Annotated in this window: 5 protein-coding genes and 1 pseudogene; 3 read left to right on the top strand and 3 right to left on the bottom strand. The window is 64.8% G+C overall.

Features of this window, described 5'->3' with window-relative positions; translation table 11 throughout:
- Positions 1-204: 204 nt before the first annotated feature.
- Positions 205-708, bottom strand: a complete 504-nt coding sequence (locus ABD817_RS33625; RefSeq protein ID WP_344922346.1) for a calcium-binding protein — start codon at positions 706-708, stop codon at positions 205-207.
- A 449-nt stretch (positions 709-1,157) separates the two neighbouring features.
- Here ABD817_RS33625 and ABD817_RS39680 point away from each other — a divergent pair.
- The 3 genes and pseudogenes from ABD817_RS39680 (at position 1,158) to ABD817_RS33610 (ending at position 2,661) form a co-directional block, all read left to right on the top strand.
- Positions 1,158-1,483: pseudogene (locus ABD817_RS39680) on the top strand (trypco2 family protein).
- 11 nt (positions 1,484-1,494) lie between these two features.
- Complete coding sequence (locus ABD817_RS33615; RefSeq protein WP_344922344.1) at positions 1,495-2,112, top strand: S1 family peptidase; 618 nt, start codon at positions 1,495-1,497, stop codon at positions 2,110-2,112.
- Between the two features lie 21 nt (positions 2,113-2,133).
- Positions 2,134-2,661: a hypothetical protein gene (locus ABD817_RS33610; RefSeq protein WP_344922343.1), complete on the top strand. Its 528-nt coding sequence runs from the start codon at positions 2,134-2,136 to the stop codon at positions 2,659-2,661.
- A 133-nt stretch (positions 2,662-2,794) separates the two neighbouring features.
- On the opposite strand, the gene ABD817_RS33605 is transcribed toward ABD817_RS33610, so the two are convergent.
- Together ABD817_RS33605 and ABD817_RS33600 are read right to left on the bottom strand one after the other, a co-directional pair.
- Positions 2,795-3,274, bottom strand: a complete 480-nt coding sequence (locus ABD817_RS33605; RefSeq protein WP_344922342.1) for a hypothetical protein — start codon at positions 3,272-3,274, stop codon at positions 2,795-2,797.
- A complete protein-coding gene (locus tag ABD817_RS33600; protein ID WP_344922341.1) occupies positions 3,271-12,429 on the bottom strand; it encodes an RHS repeat-associated core domain-containing protein in 9,159 nt (3,052 codons plus the stop codon). The genes ABD817_RS33605 and ABD817_RS33600 overlap by 4 nt, the downstream gene beginning before the upstream one ends.
- Positions 12,430-12,909 lie beyond the last annotated feature (480 nt).

Genomic DNA, 12,909 nt, shown 5'->3' with positions numbered 1-12,909 from the left:
GGCGAGTCGTTACGGTTCCGACTGAGTGGATAACTGTGATTATCCGGGGAGTGCTTGTTTGATCCCCGAACAACACCGACCCAGGATGTGACCTTCATCGATACGTGGTGGTGAATCCTCTGCCGGTGAGGCTGGAGGCGAAAAGGCCGGGCGCCCGATCGGACGCCCGGCCCGCTATCGGCCCCCTCCCGCGAGGCCGGTCGCTCAGAGCTCGCAGTTCTGCTCGGTCTCGCCGGTGCAGGTGTCGGTGTTGGCGCCGCCGTCGGTCGTGTCGTTGCCGCCACGGCCGTTCAGGAAGTCGTCGCCGGTGCCGCCGACGAGGATGTCGCGGCCGCTGCCGCCCCAGAGGGTGTCGTTGCCGGTCGAACCGAAGATCTCGGTGAACCGGTTGACGGTGTCGTTGTTGACGATGTCGTCGCCCTGGCGCATGTTGACCATGATCGTGCTGGCGTTCACGCAGCTGACCCCGCCGGAGATCGGCTGGCAGTCGGTGTCGCTGGAGGTGACGCCCGCCCCGGTCACCTTGATGGCGCCGCCGGTGCCCTCGGCGAGGGTGATCAGGTCCGATCCGGTCGTACCGGTGACCGACAGGCCGCCGAGGCTCACGGTCACGGTGATCGGCGCGGCCGCCTGGGCGGGAGCGGACAGGGAGGCCATTCCGGCTAAAGCGGCGATGGTGAGGGTGAGGGCGGCGATGTGACGACGCATTTCATTCAGTCCTTCGATTCGGTGATCCCGGCCCCCGTCGGGCCGATGACCCAAGGAAAGCGCCTCGCGCCCCTTCGGTCTGTGCTGAAATGCACGCCCGGTACCGGTCCAAATACCTACGGGATGAAGACGGAACAATGCCTGTCTGACAGAGAGGAGCCATCCCTGGAGAAGCCGAGGATCCACAGGGCACCGACGAAGAGACTGGCGCTGAGCGGGATCGAGCCGGTCGGGGCGAGGGCGAGGATTGGCCCGCTCCGGGTGAGCCGCAGGCCCTGGCCGGTGGCGGCTTTCCCGAGGCTTTTCCTGGCGGGACGGGAGCCGGTTCGTCGCGGTTGGCCACGAGAATCAACAGTGAAGGAAACCGAGTCTGCCCCTTTTCGTATTTCGTACCGGAAGGGGGAGATAGTTAGTGACTTGTGGCTACGATCGGAATTCTTGTCCGGTACATGCGGGGTGTGGGAGGTCGTGTGGCGGAGCTCGGGCTGGCCGAGGCGATCGAGCGGGTGCGTGAGGAGTTGCGGCAGGCGATGGTCGCGGGCGCGGACGCGGATATCCGGTTCCCGGTGGGTCAGGTGAGTTGGAGTTCCAGGTCGGGATCAAGAAGACCGGGGAGGGGAGCGGGAAGGTCAAGGTGTGGGTGCTGGAGGCCGGTGCCAGTGGGAAGATCGAGCATGACGAGGTCCAGAAGGTGACCGTCGTGCTGCAGCCCCCGGTTGATCCGTCCGGTAACCCGATCAAGGTCGCGGCCTCCTCTCAGGCCAAGCCCGGTTAGCCGGCGGTGCCGTGGCGCTCCAGGACCCGGTCGAGGAGGCGATTCAGGTCCGGTTCGTCGAGGTGCTGGCCGACCTCGGCCCCGGCGCTCGGCCGAGGTGGCGGTGCGCGTCGGGGTTTTTGATCGACGGACGCCATGTGCTCACCTCCCTTCACGCCGTCGTCGACGGCGAGGTGACCATCCGGCGGGCCGGCGACGCGCCCAGCGGCCCGAAGCGGGAATGGCCTGCCACTTTGCTGCTGGCCGGAGACCTCGACGGCGCGGATCTGGCGATCCTCACCCTTGGCCGAGACATCGGGCCGCTGCGCCCGGCGGAGTATCCGCGGGTCGCGCGCCGCACTCCGCAACCCGTCGTGATCGAGCGATGCGGCGCGGTCGGGTTTCCCCGGTTCACCGCGCGCGGCGACGCCGAGGACGCCGTCCGAGACAGCGCGCATGTCGAGGGCCGTATCCCGACCTCCCAGAACCTGGTGTCCGGGCTGCTCACCTTGCAGACCACCCACACCCCCCAGCCGCTGCCACCCGCGCAGACCGGGCTGAGCGCATCCACGTGGTCGGGCATGTCCGGTGCCGCCGTCCTGGCCGGCGGGCGGATCATCGCGGTGGTGTCCGAACACGCCCTTCGCTAGGGTCCCTCCGACCTGCCCCTGGTGCCGATCACGTTGATCGACACCCTGCCTGATGCCGACGACTGGTGGAACATCCTCGCCACCCATCCCGCGCATCTGCCGACCCTGCCACCACCCGTGCCGACGTCGGCGATCCCGCGGATCCCGCAGCCGCCCGGACGGCCCCTGGCACACGTCACCGACCCGTTCGATCTTGAGGTCCACCGTCCCATCCACACGGCCGACCACGGCTCTGATTTGCCTGCGCTGCCGCGGTATGTGCGGCGCGCCCACGACGATCAGCTCGCCGCGATCGCCGCTCAGGCGCTCGCCGGGCACAGCGTCCTGGCCGTCCTGGTCGGCGGGTCCTCCACCGGTAAGACCCGCGCCTGCTGGGAAGCGCTCACCGTGCTGAGCGCCGACGGGCTCGGCGACAAGGTCGCCGCCGGCCTGCGCGAACTGCTGCCCTACCAACTGCTGGCCGAAGCCGCCCCCGGCTACCTCACCGACACCGAATGGAACGACGTCGGCGACGACTGGCTGGAAGCCGTCCTCGTCTACTGCAGGTGAACGAGGACCACCTGACGCACTACGGCGACGCCACCGGACCGCCCGAGAAAGACAGAGCTGAGAAAACCCTACAGTCCTACAAGCCTTAGCGATTTTTTGTGTTGATTGCTTTCCCTGCTGCAGAGGAGTTTTATCAATCAAAAATTGGATTAAGCCAAACCGATGTAAGTTCTCCAGACTCCTCTCCTAGTAAAATTCCGTCGGCGATTTCAATTAGATGTTCGTCGGCGCTGATTCCAAAGGAAACTCGCAACCAATCATTGGATGAATCGTATTCTGTGCGCCATGACTCTGCGTTGGAGATGGGAATCGAAATGCCCGCTTTCAGGTCATGTTTAATATCAAAAATAACAGCTCCTGGAGTTCTTTTGGGGATAGGCAGGTCTGAATTTATCCATCGATTTTTTGGATGGAAACCCCAAACATAGAGCGCTTCCTTTGATTCAACACCAACTTCGATCTGAAGAGTATCAATGGTGACACTAGTTACCCCTCCACTGGAGCGGTGCGCCAATTCAGGCAGATGTAGAGGTTCGAAGATAAAGCTATACTCATCGTTTAAGTATTTAAGCGTGCCAGCCAGGGGTGCGCCTAGAATTTGTCGAATTATCATCGCTTCTTTGTGCTAACGAAATTGAAGTGAAGAATGGTGTTCGTGCGGGCATCGACCACTAGTTCCCAGGTGCCTTGAGACCCTCTGAATTTTCCAGAAACGTCCCACCTTAGTGCCGTACTAACGCCCCTGGGGTCCAGCTTCGGGCGACCCCCTTTCATAATTTCTCGAACAAGTAGAATGGAGTCCGTGTACGGACGAGACTTTTCGCCCGACTTTGTTATGTCGTCCAGGTGTTTTTCGACAGTTTTTGTCATTTTTATATTATCGGCATTGATAAGTTTTATTAAGTTATCAATAGCACAGTTTGTATTGTGAACAAGGGTGCTGGTATTTCCGACAGCTACATAATAGGTAGGGATGCCATCGACTGTCAGGTTGTGGACACGTTGATCAGTAGCCGTCCACCGGGCGATGTTGGCAACTTGAATGTATGTTCCCGAGCTGGCACGTAGCCACTGGCCCCGCCGAAGCTCTCCAGCTGTTCGCCAGTTTTGCAGTTCAATAACCCAGAATGGGTGATTGTCGGTGGCTATGACTGCACCGGTCTTGTTGCCCTTGGCCCCGTCGGTGTCAACGGTGACTCGCACCAGATTCTTAACGCCCTCGCTTGTGATGAGGGCAATAACGGGCCTGGCTCCTGTTTCATTGGTTTCGGGGTCGGTGGCCAGAACTTTGTCCCCGACCCTTACCTCTTCGATCGGTTTGAGGGAGCCGTCGGCCATTAGTACCTTGGTGCCGGGAAGGAAGCTGCTTCGACACGTCTTTTTGATAGCTGAAACAGTATCGGAAAGCTTTCCTAGCTTTTTAGCGGCTTTAACGGCTTTAACGGCTGCGGAAACAGGGGGGGCGGCGAAATTAGCGGCAAATATTGCACATGCGGCTAGGTCGCCCTTATAACAGTTTTTCGCGTCTCCAAGGAAGAAGTCGAGAACTTCATTGACGGGACCCATTAATGGCGCTATGGCCTTGGCTATTTTATCTAGAACATCTGACCCAGTACTCATGTTCAGCTTGTTCGCGTCGACTCCGAGCGCAGTTGCCAAGAGCACGCATTTATCCTTATTTGCAAGTGTGACCTTGCTGCAACCTTTTTTAAATTCTTGTAAGGCCAGAACCTGCTCTGCGGATTCACGCCAAGTGTCGCATTTGCTTTTTGAGAACGTTTGGGCGCATTTTGCCCATCGGCCGCTCCCGTCCAACACTTGAGGGGGTGCGCCAGACGCCGCCACCGGTGAATTCGTTGGGGGATTGAGCAGTCTCCACTGGAAAACTATGGAGTCGTCGGTTACTTCTGCGCGGTACATCTGCTCGACGTTGTACAGCAGCAGGAACTCCTCCTGCGCGTCCGGGCTGGCGTTCCAGAAGTCGTCTTTCATGCCCTTGGGCATGGGCCTGCCGTTGGGGAGAACGCCTAATCTCTTGGCTTCTTCGTCGTTGAGCAGTGGTGTCCGCGAATAATCACCCCAAAGCCTTTCCCATTCTATCATTTGTGCTTTGTTGGTGAATTGGGGGTAAATGTTACTCGGCTGGCTGGGCCAGGCGTTGTACGGCTTTCCCGGGATGACCTCGGGTGGGGTCCAGTCCCAGCTTGGGCGGCGCGAGTTCAAGGTGCTCAGGTAGGACTGCCATCCTGAGCCTGGCGTGTAGGCGCCTCCCGAGGCCCCGTTCTGAGAACCTCCGCCCTGGATGGTGATGCTGCCGCCGGCTCCGACCGGGATGGGCATGCTGCTGTGCCCGGTGGGGTCGGTGTGGGTGAGAGGGTCGGCGTTGGCGTAGGTGTAGCGGTTGGCCTGGACGGATGGGTCCGGGTTGAGGGTGGCGGTGTCGCGGGAGGCGAAGGTGCCGGTGCCGGGCTGGTACCAGCGGGCGTGCATGTTGACCTTGCCGGTGTCCGGGTCGGTGTATTCGCCCTGGTAGCCCACGGTGCGCGCGGTTCCGGTGCGGTGGGTGACCTCGCCGAAGGGGTCGTAGGCGACCGAGTCGACCAGGGCGGTGGCGGAGAAGGTGCCCACCACATCGCCATGCAGATCGTTCATCACCGCGAGCGCGGGCCCTGTGCCTTCCTGCAGGCTGAGCAGGCCGCCGGACGGGTCGCGGCCGTATTTGGCCAGGGTGGTGTTGGCGCCGTCGGCGACGGTGACGAGGTCGTTGCTCAGCCCCGAATAGGTGAAGCGCTGCTGGGTGGCGCCGGCGGTGCGCGAGGTCATCCGGTCCAGGGCGTCGTAGCCGTAGGTGGCCTCGCCGTCGGAGAGGAGCCGGTCGAAGGCGTCGAAGGCCAGGTTGCGGGTGACGCCGGCTTTGGTTTCGGTGGCGGTGGTGCCGCGGGGGGTGTAGGTGTAGTCGACGCCTGCGCCGGAGGTGAGCCGGTTGCGCTGGTCGTAGACGAACGTGTTGTTGCCGGCTTTGGTGCGGTTGCCGGAGGCGTCCCATTCGTAGGCGGTGACGGCGCCGCCGGGGGCGGTCCAGGAGGTCAGCCGTCCGGCGCGGTCATGGGCGTAGGTGTTGGTCCCGGCTCCAGCAGTGCCGGTGGTGGTCTTGGTGGTGAGGTTGTCGTCCTTGTCCCACCCGTAGACGATCTTTGACAGCTCGGTGCCGGAGTTGTTCTTCACCGCCTGGGAGGTGAGCCGGTCCAGGGCGTCATAGCCGTAGGTCTGGGTGCCGACCGGGTTGGCGGAGGTTTTGCTGGTGAGCCGGTTGGCGTTGTCGTAGCCGTAGGTCCAGGTGCGTCCGGTCACCGGATCGGAGGCGGTGTTGAGCCGGTCGGCGGCGTCCCAGGTGTAGGTGGCCGTGCCGGTCGGGTCGACGCGCTGGGTGGTGTTGCCCACCGCGTCGTAGGCGTAGGTGGCGACCGGGTTGGTGGCCTTGGAGACCTTGGTCAGCAGGCTACGGTCGTTGTATTCCATGGTGTAGTCACCGATCGCGGTGACCCGGCCCGCGCTGTCGTAGGTGACCGCGCGGTTCACGGTGGCCATCGCGGTTCCGCTGCCGACCTCCGCGGTCATCCGGTTCAAGTGGTCGAAGGTGCGATCAATGCGCACTCCGCCCGGCTGCACGGTGGCGGTGGCGTTGCTCGCGGCGTCGTAAACACTGGTCCATGTTCGATCAGCGGCGTTCGGGTGGGCGGTGGTGGACGGTTCGATGACGGATTCGACCAGGCCGAGGCTGTTGTAGGTGGTCCAGGTGGCGTTGCCGCGGCCATCGGTGGTGCGGGTGCGGGCGCCGGTGGCGTCGTAGCCGAACGTCGAGGTGATCGACGAACTCGCGGTGACCGGTTCGATCAGGGAGGTCAATCGTCCTGCGGCGTCGAACGTGCGCTGGGTGACATACCCCTCGCCGGAGGTGGTGCTGGTCGGGTTACCGGCCGGGTCATAGCCGAAGCCGACGGTGCGTACCGCAGTGGTGCTGGTGAGGTCCTTGGCAGCGATCTTGCGGCCGGCCAGGTCGTAGGTGGCCTCGGTGGCGTTGCCGAGCGCGTCGGTCACCTTGGTTTGGCGGCCCATCAGGTCGTAGCCGAAGCTGGTGGTGCGGGTGGCCGGGTTCGTGGTGGTGGGGGTGGCCGGGGCGACGGTGTCGGTGACCTCTCCGGCGGCGTTGACTGTGTAGGTGGTGGTCTTGTCACCTGGGGCGACGCTCTTGATGAGGTTGCCGGCCGTGTCATAGGTCAGGGCGGTGGTGTGCGCCGCGGTGGTGGGCTTGCGCTCGATCACGGTTTCGGTGACCTGTCGGCCAAGGTCGTCGTAGGTGGCCTCGGTCCGGGCACCGGTGGGGTCGATCACCGCGCGCTGCTCACCCAGCAGGTCGTATTCGGCCACCCAGGCGCCGCCCGGCCCCGACGGGCCGGGTTCGGTGACCTTGACCGGACGTCCCAGGGCGTCGTAGACGGTGGAGGTGACGTGGTTACGCGGGTCGGTGACCGTGGTCTGCCGCCCGGCCGCGTCGTAGCCGAAACTCACCGTGGGAGTGATCGCGCTGCCGCCCGGCGGAGTGTAGGACGCGCCGATGGTCGAAGCCAGGCGCCCGGCCTTGTCGAAAGCGAGGGTGGTGGTGCGCCCTTCGGCATCGACGACGTGAGTCTGCTGGCCCGCGCTGTTGTAGCCATACCTGACGATGGGCTGCCCGGTAGCGGCGGTGGCGCCGTTCTTTTCGATCGTCACCTGCGGTGATTTGGCCTCCACCAGCCGACCTGCCAGGTCGTAGCGCATCGTGGCGGTGAAGTCCGCGGGCGTGGCGCCGGAGGCGTTACCGCGCGGGTCGGTGGCCGCGCTCAACAGGCCCCGATCGTCGTAGACGCTGGTGGAGACCAGGTCCTCGGCCCCGTTCTCCACCGTCTGCCGGGTCACCTGGTTCAACGCGTTGTAGAGATAGGAGGCCGATTCGGTACGAGTGGTACCGGCTGCGGTGGAGGTCTTCTTGGTGACGTTGCCGACCGCGTCGTACTCGAAAGCGGTCTTGCGCCCGAGGGCGGCGGGGTCGAACGTGGTGGAGGTGAGGCGGCTCGCGGCATCGTAGACGGACTGGACGGTGACTTTGCCGCCGCCGCTGACCCGCTTGACGAGGTTACCGGCCGCGTCGTAGGTGTTGTCCTCCAACACCACGTCGGTCCTGGCAGTGGTGGCGTCGTTGAGCCTGGCGTCATCACCGGTTACCTGGGACAGACGGTCGTCGGCGAAGTAGGTGTAGGAGGTCTTGCGGCCCATCGCGTCGACCTGGCCCGCCAGGCGTCCGGCGAAGTCGTAGGACAGCGCCTGCAACACCACGTCCTGCGCTGCCTGCGGGGCGACCGGGCTGCCGGTCCAGTTCTTCAACGTCACGGACGCCGGCTCACCGCGCTTGGTGTAGGCGTAGGTCAACACGGTGCCCACCGGATCGGTCGTCGAGGCCAGGGCACCGGTGACATCCCAGGTAGAACGGGTCACACCCCCCTCGGGGTTGGTGACCGTCTCCGCCCGCCCCTTACCGTCATAGGTGTAGGTGATGATGCGCGCCGGATCACCGCCGGTCAGATCCGACACCGTCTCGGTGAGCGTATTGCCGTCCGGGTCGTAGGTGTAGACGGTCTTGGCGGTGTGGGTGACGTTGGTGACCTCGTTCTTCACCCCCGGAGCGGTCTGTGTCAGCAGGCGCCCGAGCCCGTCGTAGGTGGACGTCATGGTGACACCACTCGGATGAGCCGCCGACACCTCGGTTCGCGAGGTCACCCGGCCCACAGCGTCATGAGCGAACTTCGTCACCAACCCGGATGGACTGGTCTGCTCGGCCAGGTCCCCGGCGGCGCTGTAGCGGTAGGTCGTCTCGTTGAGCTTTGGATCCTTGGTCACCTTCGGCAACCCGGCCGGTGTGGTGCCGCCGCCGACGGCGGGCTCGGTGCCGTCGGTGTAGGTGGTGCTGGTCGAGCGGCCGGCGGGGAAGTCCGAGGTGGCCGGAGTGGTCTGTTTGAGCGTCTCGCCGAACTCGTTGTACGTCGTCGTGGCGGCGTAGGTGTCGTCGCTCGCAGAGGAAGAGCGGGCGTCGCGCGCCACGGTGGGCTGGTCGTTGCGCGGGTCGAACGGGTTGTCCTGGTTGACGTAGTAGGAGAAGTAGGTGGTGTCACAGTTGTTCACGGTGCGGCAGGTGCTCTGGCCGGTCAGGTTGCCGCGCTCGTTGTAGAACAGCTCGACGACGTTGCCGTTGCGGTCGGTGGCCTTCGCGAGATTGCCGCCGGCGTTGTACTCATATTTGCTGGTCTTGCCGAGCTGGTCGGTTTCCGACACGGTCCGGTAGTTGCGCTGGGCGTCGTTGACATAGGTCAGGGTGTTGTTCTTGGGATCGGTGACCACGACGGAGGCGTTCACGCTGTCGGTTTCGTGGTCTTCCGCATACGTCAAAGCGCCGAGTTTCCAGACCCCGTCGTGGTTGTCGGTGTGGGTGAGCAACCGCCCGCCGTCGGCGTCGAAGGTGTTGCTCGCCGAGATTCGGCCCGAGGGCAGGGTCGCTGTCGTCATCTGAGGTTGTGCCAGCCGGGCGGCGTAGTGGGTACGCACCTCCGCCGGCCCGAGGGGCTTGTCGTAGACGGCGACCTCGTCGATCTCCCCGGCGAAGGGGAAGGCGGTGGCGCTGGCGCCGGTGACGGTGGCGGGCCAGGCCGAGGAGGCGCGGCCGTATCCGACGCGGGCCTCGCCCTGGTCCAGGTGGGTGATGTCGCCGTTGAGCGTGCCGACGACCTGCCCGTCCAGGAACAGGGTCTGGGTGTTCTCGGCCCCGGTGAGCACCACGTGGTGCCAGGCGCCGTTGTTCACCGCGGCGGCGGAGGTGATCGGGGTGGTGGTGGCGGTGCGGAACTGGCCGCGCAGCTTGCCGTCGGTGCCGACGTAGACGGCCGGGGTGAAGTTGCCCTGCGTGGAGTTCTCGTAGCCGATGATCGTGCCCGAGCCCGTGGTCTTGAACCAGGCCTCGACCGACAGCAACTCGCCGCGTCCGTTGATCGCCCCGGAGGGCAGCCTCACGTAGGTGGAGTTGGCGGTGCCGCCGAAACGCATCGCGCCGTCGCCGCTTCCGGCCAGCGCGCCGGGGCTGGTCTTGATGACGTTGTAGGAGGCTCCGGCAAGGGTGGCGTCCTCGTCGTTGATGTTCCAGTCGGCCGAGTTGGTGACTTTGTCGCCGATTTTGGTGGTCGTGTCGTTCAGGCGCCAGTATCCGGTGGGGGCGGCGTTGGCGATCACGCTGCGGTAGCGGGAGGCGTTCGTGTAGGCGTAGACGGTGCAGGCGGTGCCCGCCCCTGGCGCGCATACCTTCGTCAGGGCGTCACCGGTGTAGGAGTAGGTCCAGGTCAGCGGGGCGCCGTTGACGGGATTGGTGGAGACCGTTGTCACGTGGCCGCCGGTCCAGGTGAAGGTGAGCGACCGCCCGCCGGGCGCGGTGACCGTGGACAGCTTTCCGTCTGTTCCGTAGGTCAGGGTCTGGGTGCGGTTTCGGCGGTCGCTGACCTTGGTCAGCCGTCCGGCGGCGTCGAACCAGTAGGAGGTGGAGGACTTGTCCATCAGCCGCCAGCCACCGCCGGCGACATCGGCCATGGTGGCGTACGTACCCGGCGGTGGAGCGTATGTGCCGTCGCTCTTGGCCGCGAAGCGCACCTGGCGCCCGTCGGGATAGGTGACCAGCAGTGTGGCGGTCTGCGGCTCGGGCAGCACCCGCATGTCCCAGCGGGTACTCCAGCCCGCACCGAACGCCCCATCCACCCGAGGATCAAGGCTGTTGTAGGTACGGTTCACCGACAGCGGCAACCCGGCCGTGGCGACGGTGGCGTCGGTGACCGACCGGGTGTAGTTGCCGCTCACATGGTCGAAGTCGCGCCCGGTGGTGCCAGAGGCCAGCAGCGAGTTGATCGTGCCCTGCTCCGGTGAGGTGGTGAAGGTCCGCCAGGGCGAGGTGACGCTCATGGAACCATTGGAGGCTTGGACGTGCCAGGAGTAGGTCTCTCCCCACTTCAGCTTCTCCGCCGGCACCTGCCAGCTCCATGACTGATCCCAGCCCCCGGAACTCTCGCACCAGTCCCAGTTCGCCGGTGTGCCCTTACAGAGCTGGAACCAATACGACACCGGCGTTGATGGATCGCCCGGCTTGGCGTAGGCCGACAGTGTCGGCTTCAGGGAGCCGACCTGGGTGTTGTCCTCCGGTGAGGCCCACTGCCACAGCAGTACCTCTGTCTTCAGGGTCTGCCACGCCGACCAGGGGCCGGTCGGTGAGCCGGTCGCCGCTGCCCGTCCCTGGATGCGCCACTGCACCGTCCAGCCGTCCGACAGCTCCCCGGACGGCACGTCGATCCTGACTTGGGAGCCTGAGGCGGCGGACGCGCCTGTTGCCCCTGACCAGATCATTCCGGTGCCCTGTTCCGGCAAGGTCGGGGCATGACGCACCTCCACATTCACGCCCACGGTCCGGCCCTCAGGGTCGGTCACCTTCGCCGACAGGCTCGGCGTCAGCGATGACGTCGTCGATCCCTCCGACGATGTCGTGGACGGGGTCACCGTCAGGTTCGACACCGACGGCCTGGAGATGCTGACCTGCAGGGTCTGCCAGTCCGACCAGGCGCCGGTCACTGAACCGGTCGCCGCTGCCCGTCCCTGGATGCGCCACTGCACCGTCCAGCCGTCCGACAACTTCCCTGACGGCACGCCTATGCTGACCTGCGAGCCTGAGGCGCTGCCCGCGCCTGTTCCCGCCGACCAGATCGCCCCCGTGCCCTGTTCCGGCAGGGCCGGGTCATGGCGGACTTCCACGTTGATGCCCACGGTGCGGCCCTCGGGGTCGGTCACCTTCGCCGACAGGCTCGGCGTCAGCGATGAGGTCACCGCCCCACCCGGCACCGATACGGACGGGGTCACCGTCAGGTTCGACACCGACGGCTTGGCGATGTTCACCTGCAGCGACTGCCAGGCCGACCACGGCCCCTCTCCATTGGTCGCCGCTGCCCGTCCCTGGATGCGCCACTGCACGGTCCAGCCGTCCGACAGTTCCCCTGATGGCACGCTTATGCTGACTTGCGAGCCTGAGGTGTTACCCGCGCCCGTTCCCGCCGACCAGATCATTCCGGTGCCTTGAGTCGGCAGGGCCGGGTCGTGGCGGATCTCCACGTTGATGCCCACGGTGCGGCCCTCGGGGTCGGTGACCCTCGCCGACAGGCTCGGCGTCAGCGATGAGGTCACCGCCCCACCCTGCATCGATACGGATGGGGTCACCGACAGGTTCGACACCGACGGCCCGGCCGCCAAGGCCGCTACCCGTGATGACTCCTCTGGGCTCACAGCCGTACTTCCCGCACCAGAACGCTTGGGAAGGGGCGGAGGTGACTTCAGACCGCCCTTGGCGGGCTCGTTCGTGAACTCATGGCGCTTCTCCAGGGGCACCGCGTCCTTGGGCGGCTTCGGAGCACGCTTGACCACCTTGAGATCGGCTCGTGTCGCCTCAGGGGGAACCAGGGACGGCAGACCGGCCGCGGAACCGGTCAATTGCTCAGGAGTGACCGGCTCGCCGTCGACCAGTACGACCGGCTGTACCGCGGCCGAGGCCGGAAGTGCTTGAAACAGCAGTAGGCCCGGTATCAGCGCAGCGATGGCCGCCACTATCCGCCAGGCTCTATGGCCGATCGGACGCGGTCGCGACAGACTGCGGCGCATACGCCGTCACCCTCCGAACAAGTCAGCGCGAGAGCCAACCGCTCCCGCGTTACCCCAGCCCGCCACCAGGCCCGAAGCAGGACCGGGGTCGACGGTTCGGAGCGCGCTACCAGCAAACGATCAGAAATTACCCACAGAGCCTCTATGTGTGCAATATGTGCAAGTGCGGATAAATGGGACATGGATTTTGGGTTTGAAAATAGACGTATCAAGCCCGCATCCTTGCGGTGACGCTCGGTTGCCGAGAGGGTGGGCCGAAACGATCGCGCAGAGAAAGAAGATCTTGACTCTCGGTGCGCCCCCTGGGTGCCCCACCTCTGATCTTCTTTAAAAACACAGCTCACACCCTGTGGAGCATGGTGATGTCCGCGACAACACGACGGAAGAGCGACGGGGAACGAGCGAGGTCCGGAGCTTTTGGGATGCCTCAAAGTCGGCACGGATCACTTGTCGCGGGTGGAAGATCGCGCCAATGGGGTC

Source organism: Streptosporangium oxazolinicum (assembly GCF_039537505.1).
GTDB classification, from domain to species: domain Bacteria; phylum Actinomycetota; class Actinomycetes; order Streptosporangiales; family Streptosporangiaceae; genus Streptosporangium; species Streptosporangium oxazolinicum.
This window is presented reverse-complemented; position numbering and strand designations above follow the sequence as displayed.